14 protein-coding genes are annotated in these 21,931 nt (G+C 67.2%); 5 read left to right on the top strand and 9 right to left on the bottom strand.

Annotated elements, in window-relative coordinates; all coding sequences use genetic code 11:
• Positions 1-60 precede the first annotated feature (60 nt).
• Positions 61-993: a glycerophosphodiester phosphodiesterase family protein gene (locus tag ACW177_RS07480; RefSeq protein WP_492027948.1), complete on the bottom strand. Its 933-nt coding sequence runs from the start codon at positions 991-993 to the stop codon at positions 61-63.
• 127 nt (positions 994-1,120) lie between these two features.
• Here ACW177_RS07480 and plsY point away from each other — a divergent pair, with 127 nt between their 5' ends.
• The 3 genes from plsY to topA all read left to right on the top strand — a co-directional run bounded on the left by plsY (position 1,121) and on the right by topA (position 5,625).
• Entirely contained in the window at positions 1,121-1,759 is a 639-nt protein-coding gene (plsY, locus tag ACW177_RS07475) for a glycerol-3-phosphate 1-O-acyltransferase PlsY (RefSeq protein ID WP_492027947.1), read from the top strand.
• Positions 1,756-2,826: a DNA-processing protein DprA gene (gene dprA / locus ACW177_RS07470; RefSeq protein ID WP_492027946.1), complete on the top strand. Its 1,071-nt coding sequence runs from the start codon at positions 1,756-1,758 to the stop codon at positions 2,824-2,826. Before plsY ends, dprA begins: the two co-directional genes overlap by 4 nt.
• Positions 2,827-2,994: 168 nt before the next feature.
• Positions 2,995-5,625 (top strand): type I DNA topoisomerase, encoded by a 2,631-nt coding sequence (gene topA / locus ACW177_RS07465; RefSeq protein WP_492027945.1) that lies wholly within the window; start codon positions 2,995-2,997, stop codon positions 5,623-5,625.
• 100 nt (positions 5,626-5,725) lie between these two features.
• Here the strand turns inward: topA and ACW177_RS07460 are convergent, their stop codons facing one another.
• From ACW177_RS07460 to ACW177_RS07425, 8 genes are all read right to left on the bottom strand, one after another.
• On the bottom strand, positions 5,726-6,049 hold the full coding sequence (locus ACW177_RS07460) for an NIPSNAP family protein (RefSeq protein ID WP_492027944.1): 324 nt from the start codon (positions 6,047-6,049) through the stop codon (positions 5,726-5,728).
• 149 nt (positions 6,050-6,198) lie between these two features.
• Positions 6,199-9,402: a discoidin domain-containing protein gene (locus ACW177_RS07455; RefSeq protein WP_492027943.1), complete on the bottom strand. Its 3,204-nt coding sequence runs from the start codon at positions 9,400-9,402 to the stop codon at positions 6,199-6,201.
• Between the two features lie 152 nt (positions 9,403-9,554).
• Entirely contained in the window at positions 9,555-10,370 is an 816-nt protein-coding gene (locus ACW177_RS07450; protein WP_492027942.1) for a carbohydrate ABC transporter permease, read from the bottom strand.
• Between the two features lie 226 nt (positions 10,371-10,596).
• A complete protein-coding gene (locus ACW177_RS07445) occupies positions 10,597-11,529 on the bottom strand; it encodes a carbohydrate ABC transporter permease (RefSeq protein ID WP_492027941.1) in 933 nt (310 codons plus the stop codon).
• A complete protein-coding gene (locus tag ACW177_RS07440) occupies positions 11,526-12,791 on the bottom strand; it encodes a sugar ABC transporter substrate-binding protein (RefSeq protein WP_492027940.1) in 1,266 nt (421 codons plus the stop codon). The genes ACW177_RS07445 and ACW177_RS07440 overlap by 4 nt, the downstream gene beginning before the upstream one ends.
• A complete protein-coding gene (locus ACW177_RS07435; RefSeq protein WP_492027939.1) occupies positions 12,788-14,257 on the bottom strand; it encodes a glucoamylase family protein in 1,470 nt (489 codons plus the stop codon). The genes ACW177_RS07440 and ACW177_RS07435 overlap by 4 nt, the downstream gene beginning before the upstream one ends.
• A 77-nt stretch (positions 14,258-14,334) precedes the next feature.
• Positions 14,335-17,310 (bottom strand): TonB-dependent receptor, encoded by a 2,976-nt coding sequence (locus ACW177_RS07430; protein WP_492027938.1) that lies wholly within the window; start codon positions 17,308-17,310, stop codon positions 14,335-14,337.
• A gap of 28 nt (positions 17,311-17,338) precedes the next feature.
• Positions 17,339-18,424: a LacI family DNA-binding transcriptional regulator gene (locus tag ACW177_RS07425; RefSeq protein ID WP_492027937.1), complete on the bottom strand. Its 1,086-nt coding sequence runs from the start codon at positions 18,422-18,424 to the stop codon at positions 17,339-17,341.
• A 300-nt stretch (positions 18,425-18,724) separates the two neighbouring features.
• On the opposite strand from ACW177_RS07425, the gene ACW177_RS07420 reads away from it, so the two are divergent.
• On the top strand, positions 18,725-21,355 hold the full coding sequence (locus ACW177_RS07420; protein WP_492027936.1) for a TSCPD domain-containing protein: 2,631 nt from the start codon (positions 18,725-18,727) through the stop codon (positions 21,353-21,355).
• Between the two features lie 55 nt (positions 21,356-21,410).
• On the top strand, positions 21,411-21,905 hold the full coding sequence (locus tag ACW177_RS07415) for a pentapeptide repeat-containing protein (RefSeq protein WP_492027935.1): 495 nt from the start codon (positions 21,411-21,413) through the stop codon (positions 21,903-21,905).
• Positions 21,906-21,931: the final 26 nt, after the last annotated feature.

Genomic DNA, 21,931 nt, shown 5'->3' with positions numbered 1-21,931 from the left:
CTGATATTCCCCCTGCCCTAGCCTGTTCGTCAGCTCCTTGATCGAGCGCAAATCGTCGCGTCAGCGCGGGCGGCGGCACGCAGCGGCCTTGGCGACCTCGGCGCCCAGCACCGACTGGACCGCCAGAGGGGTGTCGGTGGCGATGACGGTCACGCCCTGACGATATAGGTCGCGATATTCGGAGACGTCGCCGTCGGCAGCGTAGCGGTCGTCGCGGCGGCGGCCCTCGGCGCCCAGGGTGCCGAACTGGACTTCCACCCCCGCCTGACGCAGGGCCGACCACAGGGCGGGCCGCTCCTCGCGCGTGCCGGTCCAGGCCAGGATCTGTGCCGGGTTCAGCCCGTCCAGATCCTCCACCCCGTCCAGACCGGCCGAGATCATCATCTCCGGCGCCAGGGCCGCCACGGCGCGGGCGTCGGCGTCATTATAGGTGATCAGAATGACCCGGTTGGCGGCACCCGAGCGGCGCACCTGGTCGATCACGGCGCGCGCCAGATCGACCGTGGTGGCGCCGTCGGCCGGTTTCAGGTCCAGGCTGGCGATGGCGCCGACGCGCCCGGCGGCGTCCAGCGCCTCGGCCAACGTCGGGGGCGCGACGTCGGTCAGGGCGCCGTTCGAGGCCTTCAGCCGGGCGGCCTTGACCTGGACCAGGGTCAGGTCGGCGACGCGGCCCCGCCCGGTCGTGGTCCGGTCCATGGTCTCGTCGTGCATCAGGACCAGATGGCCGTCCTTGGTCAGGACCGCGTCCAGTTCGAGGATGGCGCCCGGAATGGCCCGGCCTGTCGCCATGATGGCGGCGATGGAATTCTCGGGCTGGTCCGGGGCCGAGACCGCCCGGTGCGCCGAAATGGCCACGCCGCCGTCGCGGACACAGTCGAAATAGGCGGCCATGGCGGGTCCGCCCATCGGGGTCGGGCTCGCCGGCGCGCCGCCCACGCAAGCCGAGGTGGAAATCAGCAAAATCAGGGCGGCGGCGGTGGGGATTCGGGTCATGGCGCACTCCGGCAAGGCGGGCGGACCTGACCCTGCGGCAATCATTGGGTCAAGAGGTCGGATCGCCCTTGCTCCGCAAGGCGCGCCGACGCATTTTGCCACAGCATTCCGTGGGGAGAGAATCAACGTGCAGGATCTGGTGGGCCCCGCGATCGGGACCTTGGCGCTGGTTGCGCTGGGCGGCTATCTGCTCGGCTCGATTCCGTTCGGCGTCGTGATCACCCGCGCCGCCGGCGCCGGCGACGTGCGCAATATCGGCTCCGGCAATATCGGCGCGACCAATGTGCTGCGCACCGGGCGCAAGGACCTAGCCCTGGCCACCCTGCTGCTGGACGCCGGCAAGGGCGCGGTCGCCCTGCTGATCGCCCGCGCTCTGTTCGACAGCGAGGTCGCGGGCGCCATCGCCGGCGGCGCGGCCTTCCTGGGTCATCTGTTTCCCGTCTGGCTGAAGTTCAAGGGCGGCAAGGGCGTGGCGACCTTCTATGGTCTGCTGCTGGCCGCCGCCTGGCCCCTGGGCTTGATGGCGGGCGCCGTCTGGCTGATCAGCGCCTTCGCCTTCCGCTATTCGTCGCTGGCGGCCCTGATTTCGTCGGCGACCGCGCCCTTGCTGGCCCTGCTGCCGCTCGCCGCCGTCGGCCTGCCGGTGGACATGCCGATCCTCGCCCTGACCGTCTTCGCCGCCGTGCTGATCTGGGTGCGCCACCATCAGAATATCGCCCGGCTGCTGAAGGGCGAGGAACCGCGTATCGGGGCCAAGAAGGCGTGAGCCTGTCGGCGGACGAGCGGTTCGCCCGGCTGCGGCTCGCCCGCACCGACCGTATCGGTCCCGTCGCCTTTTCCCAGCTGCTGAGCCGCCATGGCACGGCCGTTCGCGTGCTGGAGGTCCTGCCCGATCTGGTCCGCAAGTCCGGCGCGGCCTCCATTCCCCCGCCCGTCGCGCGGATCGAACGCGAACTGGCCGATGGGGAGCGGATCGGCGCCCGGCTGCTGGTGCTGGGCGATCCCGACTATCCCGAGATGCTGGCGGCGCTGGATCCGCCCCCGCCGATCCTGTGGACACGGGGCCGGGTCGAACTGCTGAACGCCCCCTGCGTCGCCATCGTCGGCGCCCGCATCGCCTCGGCGGGCGGCCAGAGAATCGCGCGGGGCCTGGCGCTGCAACTGGGTCAGGCCGGCCATGTCGTCGTCTCGGGCATGGCGCGCGGCATCGACGCCGCCGCCCACGAAGGCGCCCTGGCGAGCGGGACTGTCGCTGTTCTGGGCGGCGGGGTAGACGACGTCTATCCGCCCGAGCACGCCGACCTCTACGCCCGGCTGATCGATCAGGGCTGCGTCGTATCCGAAAGCCCCGTCGGCGCCCGCGCCCAGGCGCGCGACTTCCCCCGCCGCAATCGCATCATCTCCGGCCTGTCGCGTGGCGTCGTGGTGGTCGAGGCCGAGATCAAGTCCGGCTCGCTGATCACCGCCCGCCTTGCGGCCGAACAGGGGCGCGACGTCTTCGCCGTGCCGGGCTCGCCGCTGGACCCCCGCGCCAAGGGTCCGAACGAACTGCTGCGTCAGGGCGCGATTCTGTGTGAGGGGATCGAGGATATCGAGCGCGCCTTCAACACCTTACGCACCCTGCGCGCGCCGCCGTCGGAGCCGATCGACTATGACGAGGCGGACGACGGCTTCCTGGACCGGGTCGCGGCTCTTCTGTCCCCCACCCCGACGCCGCGCGACGAGATCGCCCGCGCCCTGAACGCCCCCATGGGCCAGGTGGCCGCCGCCCTGCTGGAACTGAGCCTGGCGGGCCGCGCCGAGCTGCTGCCCGGCGGCCTCGCGTCGATATAGTGGCGTCGATATAGTGAAGTCTCTTCCGGACTCGCGTTCAATCCGTGATAGTCAGCGCCTGATCCCACTCCCAGATGACGGGCTAGTTTACGGGCGTCCGGCGGCCGGTGCATTGACACATGGCTCCGCTCCAACCACGTTCGCGCCCCTTCCCGAGACCGAACACGCATGAACCTCGTTATCGTCGAGAGCCCCGCAAAGGCCAAGACCATCAATAAATACCTCGGCTCCGGCTATGAGGTTCTGGCGTCCTACGGCCACGTCCGCGACCTGCCGTCCAAGGATGGATCGGTCCTGCCCGACGACGACTTCTCCATGCACTGGGAGGCCGACGCCAAGGGCGCCAAGCGGCTGTCCGAAATCGCCGAGGCCGCCAAGCGCGCCGACCGCGTCATCCTGGCGACCGACCCCGACCGCGAAGGAGAGGCCATCAGCTGGCACGTGCTGGAGGTGCTGAACAAGAAGAAGGCGCTGAAGGACACCCACGTCGAGCGCGTCACCTTCAACGCCATCACCAAGTCGGCCGTGCTGGAGGCCATGGCCAATCCGCGTCAGATCGACATGGAGCTGGTCGAGGCCTATCTGGCCCGCCGGGCGCTGGACTATCTGGTCGGCTTCACCCTGTCGCCCGTGCTGTGGCGCAAGCTGCCGGGCGCGCGCTCGGCCGGGCGGGTTCAATCCGTCGCCCTGCGCATCGTCGTCGATCGCGAGATGGAGATCGAGAAGTTCAAGGCGCAGGAATACTGGTCCATCGAGGCCGACCTGAACGCCGACAGCCCGCCCTTCACCGCCCGTCTGGTCAAGCACGCCGGCAAGCGGGTCCAGCGTCTTGACATCAAGGACGAGGCGACCGCCGCCGCCGCGCGCGCGGCCATCGACGCCGGCGACTTCACCATCAACTCGGTCGAGAAGAAACCCGTCCGCCGCAACCCGGCCCCGCCCTTCACCACCTCGACCCTGCAACAGGAAGCGGCGCGCAAGCTGGGCTTCAGCGCCCAGCGCACCATGCAGGCGGCGCAGAAACTGTATGAGGGCGTGGACGAGACCGGCGGTCTGATCACCTATATGCGGACCGACGGCGTCCAGACCACGCCCGAGGGCATCGCCCAGGCGCGCGAGGTCATCGGCAAGGAGTTCGGCCCGGCCTTCGTTCCGCAAGAGCCGCGCTATTACAAGACCAAGGCCAAGAATGCTCAGGAAGCGCACGAAGCGATCCGGCCGACGAACATCGCCCGTCATCCGGACAGCCTGCGCCTCGAATCCGATCTTCAGCGTCTGTACGAGCTGATCTGGAAGCGGATGGTCGCCTCGCAGATGGAGGCGGCCCGCATGGACCGCACCACGGTCGATATCGAAACCCCGGACGGTCTGACCGGCCTGCGCGCCACCGGCCAGGTGGTGACCTTCGACGGCTTCCTGGCCGTCTATGAGGAAGGCCGGGACGAGAAGCAGAAGGGCGCCGAAGAGGACGAGGGCGACGACACCAGCCGCCTGCCCGCGCTGAAGGAAGGCGCCAAGGCCAAGGTCGACGCCATCCGCACCGACCAGCATTTCACCGAACCGCCCCCGCGCTATTCGGAAGCCACCCTGGTCAAGAAGCTGGAAGAGCTGGGCATCGGCCGCCCCTCGACCTACGCCTCGACCCTGTCGACCCTGCGCGACCGCGAATATGTGCGGGTGGACAAGAACCGCTTCTATCCCGAGGACAAGGGGCGGCTGGTCACGGCCTTCCTGGAACAGTTCTTCGCCAAGTGGGTCGAATACGACTTCACCGCCGCGCTGGAGACGCGTCTGGACGAGGTGTCGGCCGGTCAGCTGGACTGGAAGGTGCTGCTGCGCGAGTTCTGGTCGGACTTCCACGCCGCGACCCAGGCCGCCGGCGAACTGCGCACCACGGCCATTCTGGACGCCCTGAACGAGTCGCTGGGCGCCCACATCTTCCCGGCCAAGGAAGACGGGTCCGACCCACGCGAATGCCCGCTATGCCACCAGGGACAGCTCAGCCTGAAGACCAGCCGGTTCGGCGCCTTCATCGGCTGCGCCCGCTATCCCGACTGCAAATATACCCGGCCCGTCGCCAGCCCGTCGGCTGAAGACGGATCGGCGGAAAGCGGCGACCGCGAACTGGGCATGGATCCCGAGACCGGCCAGCCGGTGCAGCTGAAGATCGGTCGTTTCGGCCCCTATGTCGAAATCACGCCGCCGGAGGGTGAAAAGCCCAAACGCTCGTCCCTGCCCAAGGGCTGGTCGCCGGCGTCCCTGACGCTGGACCAGGCCCTGCGCCTGCTGGCCCTGCCGCGCGAGGTCGGGGTTCACCCCGAGGACGGCAAGATGATCACGGCGGGGCTGGGCCGTTACGGGCCCTTCGTCCTGCACGCCGGCACCTATGCCAATGTGTCGGACATCGACGAGGTGTTCGAGGTCGGCCTGAACCGCGCCGTCGCCCTGCTGGCCGAGAAGCGCGCCGGTCGTCCCGGTCGCGGCGCCGCCACCGCTCCGCTGAAGGACCTGGGCGCCCACCCGGAGACGGGCGAGCCGATCCACGTCATGGCCGGCCGCTTCGGTCCCTACGTCAAATCGGGCAAGATCAACGCCACCCTGCCCAAGGGCGTGGCGCCCGAAGACCTGACTGTAGAAGACGCCCTGCCCCTGCTGGCCGCCAAGGCCGGCGCCGCGCCGAAGAAGAAGGCCCCTGCGGCCAAGAAGGCGGCTGCGCCCAAGAAGGCTGCGGCTGCGAAGAAGCCGGCGGCCAAGAAGGCGCCGGCGAAGAAGAGCGCCAAGGCCAAGGCCGAGGAGTAGCGCCCTTCTTCTCTGGCGGGGAGCCTTTGGCGACATAGCGCGGGGGGCGCAGCGGCGGCGCAGTCGCCTTCGCCCGTCCCCCCGCGCGCGCCGGAACGCCTCAGGTCAGGGGAGAACCGGGCGTGGGAATGAGGGCGATGTCGTCGACCTTGAGGATGTGGGACGGGTCGAAGCCCTCCATATCCGCGAGAAAATCCGGGCTCGCCATATATCCAGTCGAAACGGCCTCGTCGTCGGCGCCCTCATCATAGGAGACGAGGACGTAAAGCTTTGGATCGGCGCCATCGGCGAGCTTGAAGAAACCCTCCGGTCGGATTCCATGCTTCGGAAAGCTTTCGAGATGACGCGGGTAATTCTGGGTCGCGTACTGCTCGAGCGCCTCCGCCGAGTCGAGGGAGTAGATGCGGAGGTGGAACTGGCGCACGACGACGTCCTTTCATTGGGGGCTGATCGCGCCCGCCCTTCCTCTCGCAGACAAGAATGACCTCGGCGAGCGGGGGCTGGCGCGAAGGTCGATGCTAACTCCGCTTTGCGCGGAGTTGGCAATCCTTATGGTGGAGCTTAAAGGCCGGATCACTCAAGGGTGACGCGCGCCGCCGCCCCAGGGATACGCAGCTCGTCGCCGGACCATTGCGCGGACCGCCCGTCGATCCGAACCCGCTCGGGCCGCCCCTCCCCCGCCGGCCATTGCAGCACATAGCCGCCCGGCGGCGTCGCCGCCCCGCCCATGGTCAGCACATAGCCCCGCCCCTGTTTGCGATAGGCGTAGGTGAGCGAGCCATAGGCGGTGCGAAGATCCTTCACCCCCACGCCCTCCTTCGTATCCAGCCAGGCCTCCGGCACGCCCGCCGCCAGCACAAGGGCGTGGTCGCGGTCCCGCTCGTAGGCGAACAGGTCCAGGGCCGAGCGAATATAGTCGGAGCTGATCCAGGCGTGGGGCATGTCGCCGATGAAGCGGGGCTCGCGCTTGTCGCGCCCCACCACCTCGGCCCAGCCGTTCCAGGTCTCGGGCCGGCGGTCGGCCATCAGGAAGTCCAGCACCGCCAGGGCGCGGTCCTTCTGACCCAGCCGCACATAGGCGCCGACCAACCGCCATTCGTAAGGGGTATAGTCCTTCCACGCCGTGCGATTGGTCAGGCGGTTTTGGAAATTTTCCCAATAGAGATCGAACGTTCGCGCCAGCAGTTCCGGCGGAAGATTATCCTGCTCGCCCGACGGTGACAGGGCGATGGTGGTCGAGGTGGCGTCGAAATCGCCCCGGTCGGCGGCGCCCGCGATCCAGTCGATGTCGTGATGTTCGGCCGTCGCGACGATAGAGGCGCGGATGTCGGCGGCGAACTGATCCCGCGCCGCGGCATAGCGGGCGGCGGCCTCAGCGTCGCCCAGGGTCTCGGCGATGAAGACCGCGTCCTTGTAGCCCAGCAGCCCCCAGAAATCGTCCCAATAGGAATAGGCCGCCTTGTCCGAATAGCCCTCATGGCTGATCGTCGGCGGCAGCAGGCCGTACAGGTGGCGCTGGTCGGGGGTCTGGAAAGCGGCGCTGCGGGTGGAGGCGCGCAGGTCGTCCATATAGGCGACGGCCTTCTGCACCTGGGGCCAGACCTGACGCAGCAGGGCCTCGTCACCGGTGTAGCGATAGGTCTCGGCGGCCAGGAAGACGAACTCCCCGTGGCTGTCATTCTCGGGCACGGGATCGGCGCCCCGCGCATCGACGCAGCAGGGGACCTTGCCGTTGTCGAACACATAGGGGGCGTACCAGCGCAGATAGTCGGCGGAGTGCTCGGCCATGCCCAGCCGGTTCAGCCCCTCAGCCATCATGGCCCCGTCGCGGATCCAGGAACGGTTGTAGCTGCGGGTGCCGGGCTGGAGGATCGGCCCCTGACGCGACATCAGCATATGAGCCAACGACGACTTCAGCGCGTCCTCGATTCGCTGGGCTGCGGGCGGCAGGGTCAGGTCAACCCGGTCCAACTTCTCGCGCCATTCGGCGGCCAGCGCCTGTTCGGCCTGATCCAGCGCGGTGACGCCCTGCCCCGTCTGCGGCGGATCGCCCGCCAGAGGCGACACAAAGCCGAAGGTGCGCGTCTCGCCGGGCTGAAGCGTCACCTCATACAGTAGCGCGCCGGCCGGTAGGTCGGTGGCGTCGGAGACGGCGACCGGCTCGCCCGTTGGACGTCGCGCCGACGGTAGAATCAATGATTGAGGATCGACGCCTGAATCGAAGCTCGAAGCCGCCACGGCGTCCGGCGCGGTCAGGGCGTGGACCCGGACGTCGTCGTTCAGCGTCAGGCTCGCGCCGTCCCAGGCGATCCGCTCGACCGGCGCCACGCCGCCCGGAATGGCCAGGAACTGCTCCGGTCCGTTCACCTGGAACGGCCGCGCCGTCAGGGCCAGGGTCAGGCTGCGCGGCCGGTTTGAGGTGTTGGTCAGGTCATAGCGGCCCCACAGACGCGCCCGATCCGGCGCGCCATCGGCGAAGCTGGTGATCTTCAGCGTCCAGTCGTCGGCGGTCCAGGTGACCGAAGGGATCGGCAGGTCGTCGTCCCTCAGCCCCTGTTCGATATCGACGTCGGCCCAGGTGATCAGCCGCCCGTTGTCGACCACGAAGGGTTCGATGCTGGGGCCGGCGCGGCGCAGTTCGATGGCGCCGTCCTCGCCGATCAGGCTGCTCTCGCCGCCGCCGTCCACGCCGACCAGGGTCCAGTAGGGCTGTTCCCCGAAGAAGCCGCGCGGATAGAGACCGCGTCGGTTCTCCTTGGCCACCGCCTCCACGAAGGCCGTGGCGTCCTCGCCGAAGGCCAGGGGTTCGACCTCGATCTCGTTCAACGCATAGGTCGTCGCCTGCCCCGCGCCCAGCCGCTGGCCGGCGCCGGACGAGCCGACCACGTCCGACGCGGGGACCGGCTTCAGCGGCTCCAGCCGCAGCCAGCGGGCGGTAGCCTCCGGCGTACGCAGCCAGTCGACGCCACCGTTTCCGCCCTGAACTGTCGCCAGGTCCCGCCAGTCGCGCCCGTCGGTCGAGGCCGAAATCCGATAGTCCGCCGCCGCCCCCCGCTCGCCCCAGCGCAGGGTCAGGCCGCCGAACTCGCGCTCGTAGCCCAGGTCCAGGGTCAGGGCCGAGGGTTCGCCCACCGGCGGGGTCCAGGCGGTCTTCGGGTCCAGATCGACGGCGTTGGCGGCGGTCGTCTGCGGTCGGCCGTCGGCGGCGACCGGCTGCGGCGGCACGGCGGGATCGACCGGCAGGGCGCGAAGGCTCAGATGGTCGATCTCGACCGCCCCCTTGCCGCCCTCGGCCGCGACCACGACGAACTCGACCCGCTCGGCGCGGCGCAGCACCGTCTCGGGGCTGGGCCCCCAGGCCTTGGACACCTGGCGGCGTTTGATCACGAACTTTGTCCAGCCGTCGGGGAAGTCGTAGCGCGACGTCTGCTTCCACCAGACGTTCTCGGCCGAGGCGTCGGTCAGCTTGACCTCAAAGGTGTTGGCCGGCCCGGCGCCGCGCACCCAGAAGCTGATCTCGTAATTGTCGGGCAGGTCGAACGGCAGCGGACGGCTGACCACCGCGTAGCCCGCCTTGCCGTCGAAATCATAGTCGAGCCGGACTGCCTGCCCATCATGCCCGGCGACGGTGGAGACGGCGGCGTGGACGTCGGTGGAGGCGCCGGCCTGCCAACGCGAGGCGTCGTCCATGGTGTCGAGAACGTGCGTGTCCTGGGCGACGGCGGGGGCGGCCATGAGGGCGGCGCTGAGTGCGAGAGCGGAGGTCAGAAGACGCATTCGGATTACTCCAGTTTTCCCTCTCCCCGTCATCCTCGGGCTTGTCCCGAGGATCCATACGCCCGGTGTCGAAGGCGTGCGTCCCGTCCTCGACGGAGTCTATGGATCCTAGGCACAAGGCCTAGGATGACGGCGGTGGAGGGCTACAAGGTTCACCCCTTCACGCTGCCCGCGAGCATGCCGCGGATGTAGTAGCGTTGCAGGGCGAGGAAGAGAATCAGGACGGGCGCGACCGTGACGACGGCGCCGGCCATCATCAGTTCCACATCCTGCACATGCTCGCGCGATAGGGCCGCCAGGGCGACCGGCAGGGTGTAGTTCGACTGGTCCGTCAGGATGATCAGCGGCCACAGGAAGTCGTTCCAGCTGCCCAGGAAGACGAAAAGGCCCAGGGTGACGATGATCGGTTGCAGCGTCGGCAGGACGATGCGGCGGAAGATCTGGCCCTCGCTGGCGCCGTCGATCCGGGCCGCCTCCAGCATCTCGTCGGGAATGCTCAGCGCATATTGGCGCACCAGGAACAGGCCGAAGATCGAGGCCAGCCAGGGCACCAGGGCGCCGGCATAGGTGTTCACCAGCCCCATCCCCTTCAGCATCAGGAACAGCGGCAGGGTGCCGATCTGGGCCGGCACCACCAGGGCGGCGACCAGCAATTGGAACAGCCGTTCGCGCCCGACGAACTTCAGCTTGGCGAAGGCGTAGCCGGCCGGGACGGTGAAGCTGAGCGCCAGGATCGTCGCCAGGGTGGCCAGGGCGAAACTGTTCCACAGATAGCGGCCCATGCCCTGGTTCAGGAACAGGTCCTGATAATGCTCCAGCGTCCAGCGCGACGGGACCAGCGGCGGCGGGAAGGTCGCCGCTTCGCCGGTGGGCATGAAGCTGACGGACGCCATCCAGACCAGAGGAAAGAGGACGATGAGCGCGATGAGCGCGACGGCGAGGTTGAGCAGGATGGAACGGATCTTCATTGCCCGTTCTCCCCTGTCGCCGTCCCAATCGCCGCCCCCATTGCCGTCATCCTAGGGCTTGTCCCTAGGATCCATACTCCCGGTGTTCGACAGGGGAGCGCCCTGCGGAGACACCGGGCGTATGGATCCTCGCCACAAGGGCGAGGATGACGGCCGTTGGGGTGGCGAGGATAACGACCTGAGGGGTCGCGAGGACGCGTGTGCGAGAGTCGAGAGCGAGCAAACATCACTGATACGCCCCCACACGCTTGGCCACGGCCAGCTGCACCAGGGTGATGGCCAGGATGCACAGGAACAGGACGAAGGCGACCGCGCTGGCGGAGCCCAGGTTCCACCATTTGAAGCCTTCCTCGTACATGAAGTAGAGCACCGTCACCGTGCTCTGGGCCGGGCCTCCTTGCGTCATCACATAGGGTTCGGCGAACAGCTGGAAGAAGCTGGCGACCGAGATGATCGAGACCAGCAACATGGTCGGGGCGATGGCCGGCAGGGTGACATGGCGGAACTGTTTCCACGGCCCGGCGCCGTCGATGCGGGCGGCCTCGTAAAGGTCGTCCGGCACGGTCTGAAGCACGGCCAGGAAGATCAGCATATTGTAGCCGAAGATCTTCCAGACCACGAACATCAGGATGGCGGGGATGGAGGTCGAGGGCTGGCCCAGCCAGTCCACCGCCGGCAGGCCGATGCTTTCCAGCCCCCAGTTGATGACGCCGTAGCGGGTGTGCAGCAGATAGCGCCACACCACGGCGGTGGCGACCAGGGTGGTGACATAGGGGGCGAAGAACATGACCCGCCAGATCGGCCGCCACTTCACCACCCGCGCATTCAGGATCACCGCCGCCGCCAACGAGGCCGCAATGGACAGGGGCACGCCCAGGACCGCGAAGGTCAGGGTGTTCTTCATCGCCCCCCAGAACAGCGGATTGGTCATCAGCCGCTCGTAGTTCTGCAGGCCGACGAAACGCAGATTGTCCAGGTTCGCCAGGGCGTAGATGTCGAAGTCGGTCAGGCTGAGCAGCAGGGCCGCGATCACCGGCAGGGCGAAAAACAGGCCGATGGCGATCATGGCCGGGGCGACGAAGGCCCAGGCCGCGCGCTCTCTCGCCGCGCGTCCACGCGACGGCTTCACGCGGGCCAATGTCGGATCGGCGACGGTCATACGGCCCTGCCCTGTTCCATCATCCAGCGGCGTTTCTCCAGCAGCCGATCAACACGGCGGTCGATCTCGGCGGCGGCGGTCTCAGGGCTGTATTGGCCGCGCACCATCCGTTCGGCGACGATCTGCATCTCGGTCACGATCCGCTCCCATTCGGGCGCCTTGGGCACGGCCTTGGCCCGCTCCAGCTGGCCCCGGAAGGGCGCCAGCATCGGGTCGCGCTCGATCCTTGCCATGTACCAGGCGCTCTGGCGCGCCGGCAGGTCGCCGACGATGGTGTTGAACCGGGCCTGGACGGCGGGCTCGGACAGATAGCGGACCAGGGCCCAGGCCGCGTCCTGATGCGGCGAGGACTTGAACACCGCCAGGCTGGAGCCGCCCGGCGCCGAGGCGCCCAGGCCGTTCGGGCCCGGCACGCCGGCCGTGGCCCAGTTCGGCTGGAACGACGCAGGCAGGCGCGAACGGAAGTCGCCGACGCTCCACGGGCCGGAGAAGTAGAAGCTGAAATAGCCGCGCGCGAACTCGGTCCAGACGTTGGAGATCTGCGCCGCCGAAGCCAGGGGCGCCAACCCTTCGGCGAACAGGCTGCGATAGAAGGCCAGGGCCGAGATGAAGCCGGGGTTGGAGAAGTTGCCCCGCGTATTGCGGTCGCGCAGCAGCGGCTGTTCGGTCTGCAATCCGAAAGTGAGAAGCTGCTCGAACTCGTTCAGCGGCAGCAGGATGGCGTAGTTCCCCTCGCCGGCCGCGCGCTTGATCCCGTGCATGGCCCGTTTCCATTCAGCCCAGTCCTGCGGCGGCGCGTCGAAACCGGCGCGGGCCAGCAGATCCTTGCGATAGAAGAGCAGCCGGGTGTCCACATACCAGGGCGTGGTCATGGCCCGGCCGGCGATCTGGTTGGTCTCCAGCACCGCCGGAAACTGGTCAGTCAGCAGGTCGGCGGCTGCGGGCGGGGTCGGCGACAGAGCGCCGATGGCGGTCAGTTCCGACACCCAGGTGTTGCCGATCTGGCTGACGTCCGGCAGGGAGTCGCCGGCGTAGGCGGTCAGCAGCTTCTCGTGCGCGGCCGTCCACGGCAGGGGCTGGACCACGACGCGAACGCCGGGGTTACGCCGTTCGAACTCGGGCATCAGATGGCCCACCGTCCCGCCCTCATTGCCCATGGCCCAGAAGCGCAACACCGTCTCGCCGTCACGCGGGGTACAGGCCGCCGCCGCGCCGCCCGCCAGCAGCGCCAGGGCGCCCCGCCTGTGCGGGCCAGGCCTCATGCGGTCAGCCAGCCGCCGGTGAAGCCGGCCCTGTCCAGCGCCCGGCGGATGTTGGGCTCGCCGCGCATGTACCGCCAGATGAAGTCCGACCTGTGGTTCTCGGTCATGCAGACGATGGGCCCCTGGTCGATGCCGAGATAGTCGTCGGCGACCCAGCCGATCCCGTCAACGATCTTGCCGTGCTGCAACGGCCCGTCGCGCTGGGCCAGGGTCGGGTTGAAGCTGTCGAGGAAGCCCCACTCGGTATAGATGCCCGCGCCGAACCGGCTCTTCATCGCCTTGATACAGGGGATGACGATCTCGGGCGCGAAAACGATGGAGCCGGCCGCCGCCGTCGGGGCGATGGTGCCGTCGTCGCGCTCGCCGGGGCCGCGCGCCGAATAGCTGAAGAACTCGCGCTCGACCCCGTTGATCGTCTGTTTGAAATCGCCCGGCCCGTCACAGGCCGTCAAGCCCCAGGTCTCGGACGAATAGCCGGCCCATTGGCCCGGATTGTCGTGGCCGTATTTCTGCTGGGCGTAGACGGCGCGGCGGCTGTTTTCGAAATAGTCGAGATGTTCGCCCAGCTGAGCCGTCTGACCGCGCATCCAGGCGTCCTGAATGCCGCGGAAGTCGATGTACATATGGCTGTACTGATGGCCGAAGATCGGCGCGAAATTCAGGTGCCAGCTGCCCCAACGGTCGGTCCAGCTCTCGTCATAGCTGGCGGCCCATTCGTGCCAGACATTGACCGAGACCGGATGGGTCGGGCTGCCGACGGCCAGCAACAGCAGCAGCATCCCCTCGTTATAGACATGCCAGTCGGCCGGGATGAAGCCGCTCTCGGGGTGCCAGCCCATGGTGATCCGGTTGTCGCGCACGACGACCCAGTCCCATTCGATCCGCTCGTACAGGGCCTGAACCCGGCTGCGGATCTCGACCTCGTCCGGGTGATCGCCGTCGAAATAGCGGGCGGCGAACAGCATGCCGGCCATCAGCAGGGCCGTGTCTACGGTCGACAGCTCGTTGGTCCGATACCGATGCCCGGTTTCCATCTCCAGGAAGTGGTAGAAGAAGCCCTTGTGTCCCGCCGTGCCCGACGCCTCGGGGCCCTGCGGCAGGCTATGGAAATAGCGCACGGTGATCAGGGTGCGTTCGCGCGCCTCGTCCCGGCTCATCCAGCGTCGCTCGACGCCCACGGGCCAGCAGGTCAGGGCGAAGCCGACCGCCGCGATGGAGCAGAAGGACGGACTGGGCCAGCGATCGGGCGTCAGCCCGGTGCGCCGATCCGTCACCTTTTCGAACCAGCGGAAGGTGCGTTCCTGAAGCTCGTTGATCTCGCGGTCCAGCCGCAGAGGCCGCCGCTGCGTGCCGTTGACCGCGCCAGTAACCGCCTGCTGCGCCGCCGCCTGCCCCGCGACGGCGCCGCCCACCGCCAGAGCTGCAGCCCCCGCCGTGGTCCGCATCAGGAAGTTTCGACGGTTCATGGGCACGCTCACTGGGTCTGTATCAAGAAGAAGGCCGCCCCCCGCGCAAGCGGAAGGCGGCCCAGGCTCAGGGGGAGTTAGAAGGAGTAGCGAGCGCCGATCTGGAACGACCGCGTGGGGTACAGAACGCTCGACGGATTGCCGTAGGTCGACGAGGTCACGCTTCCGTCAAAGCCGCTGTAGTTCTTGAAGTTGAACACGTTGATGGCGTCGACATAGACCTGCATCTGACCCGCGCCGTCGATATCGATGTTCTTCGTCAGACGAAGATCCAGGTTCCGATAGGCAAAGGCGTTGGGGATGAAGAAGTTTTCCTTCTCCGGATAGCCCGCGTACGGCCGGTAATAGAAGGTCGAACCGGAACCGTCGTAGACATCGAACGGCGTGCCGGAACCCAGGGTCAGGATGCCCGACAGCTGGAAGTCCAGCGGCAGGTCGAGGATGCCGTTGGCGACAATCCGGTGACGCTCGTTACCCGCTGAGTTCCGCATCGGCGAGGTCTCGACCGAGAAACAATCGAAGCAGAAGTTGTCATTGCCGCCGTTCTGCTTGGAGTCCGACAGGGTGTAGGCGATGTTCAAGCCCCAGCCCGAGTCGCGCGTGTAGGCCTTGTCCAGCTTGACGTAGAGGGCTTTGAACTCGCGCTCCTTGCTGTGATCGGAGACATAATAGCCGCTGTAGGGATTGCTGGCGCCCGGCCCGCAATAGCCCCCGTTATCGCCGAAGCCGTCGCCGTCGTTGCCATATGTGGGTTCGCGGCAACGGGTCACATACTGCCAAGTGAACTCGTTCTCGGTCTTGCCGTAGGCAAGGGTGAATTCGGTCTGCCATTCGCCCATGCGCTGGCGGACGCCGAGGTTGAACTGGTCGGTGCGCGGCGGCTCGAAGTCATTCTTCAGCAGGAAGGCCTCCCCCCTGCCGCTGACCGTGGACAGCAGAGCGTCCAGACCTTCGGTGGTCGAATAGGACTCATTCCAAAGGTAGGGATTATCCGAGCTGCCGTCCTGCACCGCGCCGGGCGTGGTGGTGAAGAAGACATTCTTGGTTGTGGTGTAGGGTTTCGAGATCTCGTCGAACGAGAAGTTGAAGTTCACCCGGTCGTAATAGCGGCCAGCGCCACCGAAGATAACGGTGCCGCGATCGCCGTATACGTCGTACGAGAAGCCGAAGCGCGGCTGGAAGGCTTTCGCGAAGGGGTCACGGTTGCTGCCGGTGGACACGTAGTCGTCCACATTCAGCCAGCTGGGCTTATAACCGGCCGGCTTGCCGCCGTCGGTGGAAGCAATCCACTGGTTCAAACCATCGACCACCGAATCGGGCGTGACATAGTCCTTGTTGTTGGCGTTGTCTTCGTAGTCCCAACGAATGCCGAGGTTCAGTTCCAGCTTGTCCGTGATCTGCCAGTCGTCTTGGATGTAAAGCCCATAGACGTTGTTGGTCAGGTCGATGACCGGAGTCGCCGTGCCCAGTTGCACGCGATAGGGCACCGAGGCGTCGCCGCTGGCCTCGCCCTCGAGGTCATAGAAAAACTCCGGATTCCGGCTGAACTCCTTCTCGACGTGATAGTCCTGCTTAGAGAACTTCACGCCCAGCTTGATATTGTGGAAGCCCTTGAAGGAGACCTCATTGAAGGTCAGGTCGTTGCGGAAAGTCAGGGCTTCATCGACGATGTCCTGACGCGTGTTCGCGCCCCCCGTGTTGAAGATCGTTGTGCCGCCGTAGGGACTATATTCGTCTTCGAAGATGCGGTAGCTGGCGCCGGGCTCATCAAAGTTAGCCGCGGTGGGATTGTAGTTGTAGTTGCGGTAATCGACGGCGACTTCGTTCAGGAAGCCCTGCCCTTGCCACTGATAGCGCAGATTGGCGCTCTTAGTCGTCTGCTCAAGGCCTGTGGCCCGGCTATAGGCGTTCACGCCCCCGACGTTAGTCACTTCGCCTTCTTCTCGATAGGTGACGCTCAGATCGATCTGATGGCCTTCAGCGGGCTGGAAACTCAGCTTGCCAAAATACAGATCTTCCTCGAACGGCGTGGCGAAGGTGCCAAAATATTCAGCAAACTGATCGCTATAATCTTGGCGGGTTACGTTGACGGTAGCCGCCTCGTTTTCTTCCTTGTGCTCATAGCTACCGAAGAAATGGAGGCGATCTTCAATGATCGGTCCGCCAAAAGCTGCGCCGTACTGTTTGACCGTCAAATCAGGCTTTTCATCGCCGTTTCGCTTTCCAAACACGTCCTGCGTGACCATGTCCTGATCACGATAGGTGCCAAAGATTTCGCCGTGGAATTCATTGGTCCCGGAACGAGTAACCGCTGTGATGATCGCAGAGGAGGCCTGTTCATACTCGGCCTTGAAATTTTGGCTGACGACACGGAATTCCTGCACCGCAGCTAGCGGGAAGGGGTTCCCACGACTGTCATCCTGGCCGGCGATGCCGCCCGAAATAATGTTGGACTTCAGGCTGGCACCGTCGATGAAGGCATTGACCGCTTCCGCCCGCTGACCACCGGCGGTAATCTGGGTTTCATTCTTGGTCGTCGAGATCCGAACACCTGGGGCCAAAGCCGAAAACTGTAGGAAGTTGCGGTTCAACTGCGGCAGGGTTTGGATTTGCTGCGTGGTGACGTTGGTCGCGTTTTCCGGGGTCCGAACCTCGGCCAGACGACGGCCCACTACGACGATCTCGCCCACATTGGTGGCGGCAGACGCGCCAGCGACGACCAGATCCAGGTTCCCGACCTGGCCGACGCCGATGCTGACGGTGTCGGTGGCCGTGTCGCCGTCGGCCGTGGTGACGGTCACCTCATAGGTGCCGGGACGCAGACCGGACAGGGTGTAGCCGCCCTGGGCGTTCGCCGTCGTGCGGTTGGTGAAGCCCGAAGCGACGTTACGGGCCACGACAGTGACGCCCGGCTCGACCTGGGCGCCGTCGGTGACGTTGCCTCGAATGGTCGAGGTCGCGACCTGGGCCGACGCCGCCCCCGCGAAGCCTGCGGTGATGGCGAAGGCGGATACGGCGGCCAAAGCCGCGCTACGTGTATTGAACTTGATCATCCTGAAGTCCCCTCCTGATGGGCCCGATTCACGACGGCGAGGCCGCTGTACGATCGGGGTTTGACCCGGCGGTTGCAGCCGCCGCGGTGGATTGACGAACGACCAGGGCCGGTCGAACGATTTCACAAGCGGTGTCCGGTTCGGCGCCTGCGCCGGCCTGGACCAGGCCGATGAGGCGTTCGACGCCCCGGCGGCCCATTTCCGCGATATTCACTCTCAGCGTGGTCAGCGTCGGCCGAACCAGGGCCGCCAGAGGCACGTCGTCGAAGCCGATGACGGCCACGTCCTCGGGGCAGCGCACGCCCGCCTCCTGGAAGGCCAGCATGGCGCCCAGGGCCATCATGTCATTGGCCGCGAACACCGCGTCCGGACGCTGGTCCAGCGCCAGCAGCTGGGTCGCGGCGCGATGCCCGGCCGCTTGCGTGAAATCGCCCTGAACGATGATCGATTCCTGCCCCGTCACGGCGCTGGCGTAGCCTTCGGCGCGGATGTCGGCTTCCAGGTTGCCGGCGGCGCCCCGAATATGGGCGATGCGGCGACGACCAGTGGCGATCAGGTGCTGGACCGCCGCCACGGCGCCGCCGTGGTTGTCTACCGCGATGGAGGGGCGACCGCCCTCGTCCAGGCCGCCGTTCATCACCAGGACCGGGGTCCGGCCCGCCACGTCGGCGGCCAGATTGGCGGCGCGCAGATGGGGCGACAGCACGATCATACCGTCGACCCGGCCCCGCATCGACCGCAGCGCCGCCATCGTCTCTTCGGTGTCGCCGTGAGAGCTGGACACGATCAGGTGCTTGCCATGCGCCCGCGCGGCCAGATCCATGCCGCGTATCAGTTCGGAGAAGAACTCGCCGTACAGGTCCGGCAGGATGACGCCGATGGTGTCCGTCCGGCTGGTGGACAGGCTGCGCGCGCCGACATGGGGAACGTAGCGGAGATGTTCGACCGCATCGAGCACCCGACGACGCGTGGTCTCGGTGATGGCGTCGGAGCCGTTCAGCACCCGCGACACCGAGGCCACGGACACCTGAGCCCGCTCCGCCACGTCGCGGATGGTCGCAGCCTTGGCGGCCGCCGCATGTCCGTTCACGGCTGACGGGGTGGAGATTTCCACGTGTTCCTCTCTGAGCGTCATCGTCCCAGCCCTCTTATCGAAGGTCTGTCGATAAATAATGTAATCGGTTACATGGCACAGGAGCAATGCGGGCCGCAAGCGGCGCTTTGTCACTTTGTGTCGATTTGTGGCCCGGCCGCCGCGCCCGATCCGGCGCCCCAAAAGGCCGATCCGGCTAAAAATGCGCGCGAGGACCATTGAGCCGGGCGACAGATTCAGCGGTTGATAACTACTACATCTAGTAGCGCGTCCGCTCAGAACACCGTAATCTGGTCAGCAGCATTCGCGGAGACGCTGTCCATGCGCTTTCAATCCGGCTTCGTCGAACTGGCCCGACGCGTCACGATGGAGACCCGCGCCGTCGAACGGGCCGATGCGGTTCAGGAGATTCTGGCGCCGGCGGCCTGGTCCGATGCGCAGATCGAGGCGTGGCTGGACTGGAGCGAATCCCTCAGCCCTTCCCTGCTGCCGACCGGCGGCTGGTTGAATGGCGGGATCGACGCCTGGGCCGAGCGTCTGGCCGGTCGCGGTCTGGCCGAGGGCGTGTTTGCGGATCGGACCGAGGCCTATGTCTTCGCGGCCGAACTGGCGGCCACAGTCCAACTCGGCCTCGCCTCGCCGGCGGCGTCAACCGCTTCGGCCGAGATCGTCGATCTGGCGGACCCCGCCGCGCCCAAACGCCTGGCCGAACACCGCGCCGACCGGATGACCGCGCGGCTGGCGCTCCAGTCGGCCGAGGCCCTGGCCGACGCCCTGTGCGCCGTCGCCGACGCCGTGGACCGGTGCGAAGGGCGCGAAGGCGACTGCGCCGACCCGTCGCGCAATCCGGCCCTGGGTCGGGCGGCCGCCACCGCGCGGCGTCGCGGCGCGACCGACGCCGACATCCTGCGCGCCGTCGATGGCGAGCGGCCCGCCCTGGCCTTGCGCCCCTTCCATGAAACCCCGCCGCTGATCGCCCTAGCCGACCGCACTCGGACCGCCGCCGGCGCGCCGGAGACCCTGCTGGCGGCCGAGGCGGCCCTGGACGGCGGCCTGATCCTGACCTTCGATCTACGCGAAGCCGACGTCCTGGCCGAAGGCGGCGTCAGTCGCGCCATGCTGGATCTGTCCGCCGTCGCCGCCCTGGATGACGGATCCTTCGACCGCCTGCCCGATCTGGTGCGCCTGTGGACCATGGCGCTGGATCTCCAGTCCGAAAACGCCGCCATCGTCCTGGGCCTCGAAGGTCTTTCGACTGCGCTCGCGCCGACCGGTGGGGATCTGTCCGTCCGGGCCGAGGCGATCGCCGGCCTGACGTCCGCCGTCGCCGCCCAGATGTCCGCCGAACTGGCGCAACTGCGCGGCGCCTGCGCCGAGTGGGACGGGCTGAAGAGTCAGGCGGCCGACGCGGACAGGCTGCGCCGCACGCGCCTGAAGGCCAATCCCGATCCACTGGCCGTCATTGCAGCCAAAACCATGGTCAAGGCCGGCGCGTCGCGCCGCCATGCGGCCGTCGGCCTGTTCGTCGACGATCCGGAGGCCCGGCTGCGCCTGGGCCTGGGCGCCCCGTCCGTGGTCGATGTCTTCCAGACGGCGGACGGCGAGATCGGCCGTCGATTGGCGCCCGGTCTTGCGGCTGCTCTGGCTTACGCGGGCGGCGACGTCCAGGCCGCCGAGCGCCGGCTGTTCGGCCGACGCACCCTGGTCGAGGCGCCCGGCGTCGATCACGCCACCCTGCGCGGCTTCGGCTTCACCGACATCGAACTGGCCGCGGTCGAACAGGCCCTGGCCCATGCCGACAGCTTCGATGCGGTCTTCGCCGCCCCGGTCCTGGACCCCGGGTTCATTCGCGACGTCCTGGGTCTGGAAGACGGCGACGGTCCCCTGCTCAACCTGCTGGGTGTGCCGGAAGAGGCCGAGGCCGAGGCCGCGCGCTGGGTCTTCGGCCGCGGCGACCTGAGCGATTGGGCCGAGGCGCCCGCCTCCATCACCGCCCTATTGACCGACCCCGCCGGCGCCGAGGCGGCGCTGCGTCAGGCCTTGGAACCGTTCAGCGACGCGGCCTATGCCCCGGTCGAGATCCTAGACTGGCGCGCTACCGCCGCCCAGGCCGCGCGTCGGCTCAGCCTGGCTGCGGGCGATGGACGCCGCGCCGTCCGCCTGCGCCGCGCGACACCTCCGGCCGGTCCCTTGCTGACCCTGCCCAAGGCGGAGGCGGCGCCGCGCTTCGACACCCCCCGCCCCACCCCTGTTCCGCCGCCGGAACGGATCGTCGAACGCGTTGTCGAACGCGCGCGGGCCCGCCGCAAACTGCCCGACCGCCGCAAGGGCTATATCCAGAAGGCCGCCGTGGGCGGGCACAAGGTCTATATCCACACCGGCGAATACGACGACGGCGAGCTGGGCGAGATCTTCATCGACATGCACAAGGAAGGCGCCGCCTTCCGCAGCCTGATGAACAATTTCGCCATCGCCATCTCGATCGGGCTTCAGTACGGCGTGCCGCTGGAGGAGTTCGTGGACGCCTTCGTCTTCACCCGGTTCGAACCCGCCGGACGGGTCACCGGCAATGACTCCATCCGCTCGGCCACCTCGATCCTGGACTATATCTTCCGCGAGTTGGGCGTCTCCTATCTGGACCGCCACGAACTGGCCAACGCCGGTCCTGACGAGTTGAACGCCGATGGCCTGGGCCACGGCAAGCCGGAGGGCGGAGAGGCGGTTCCCGCCGCGCGGTTCATTTCAAAGGGTTTCGCCCGCGGCTCCGCCCCCGACAATCTGGTGGTCCTGCCCTTCGGCAAGAAGGCCGAGCCAGAGCCGAAGATGGCCGCCAATACCGAGGCTGTCGCCTGTCCCTCCTGCGGCGACTTCAGCCTGCAGAATCGCGGCGGCGTCTGGGTCTGCGACACCTGCGGCGACGCCCGGGCGGTTCACGGCGGCGATCAGGGCTAAGTTAACGGCTGGGGTATAGGCTGACGCCACGCGACGTTTTCGCTGGAGCGACCCCATGTCTCGCCTGACCGCCCTGTCCATCGCCGTCGCCGTGTTTGCGACCGCCGCGTCCCCCGTATTGGCGCAGAACGCCGGCCAGATCGCCAGCGTGAAACGCGGCGCGTCCTGCGCCGGCTGCAACCTGTTTCAGGGCGATTTTTCAGGACTTGAGGCGCGCGGCCTGAACCTGACCGGCGCGCGCCTGCGCCAGGCGGACCTCAGCCTCAGCGTGATGAACCGCACCCGTTTCGCCAACGCCGATCTGCGCGATGTCGAGGCCTATGGCGGGGTCTTCTCCAGCTCCAACTTCTCGGGCGCCGACCTGACCAACGCCAGTTTCGTCGGCGCCTATCTGCAAGGCGCGAACTTTTCGGGCGCGAAGCTGATCGGAACCAACCTGTCCGGCGCAGACCTGTCGCGAGCGACCGGATTGACCCAAGGTCAACTGAATCGCGCCTGCGGCGACTCCTCGACCATCTTGTCGGGAAACCTACGTATTCCCGCCTGCTGACGGCCTTCCACCTTGCGTGGATTTAA

This window comes from Brevundimonas sp. AVps23W, assembly GCF_058681395.1.
The sequence above is the reverse complement of the archived record's forward strand: the minus strand, read 5'-3'. Positions and strand labels throughout refer to the sequence as shown.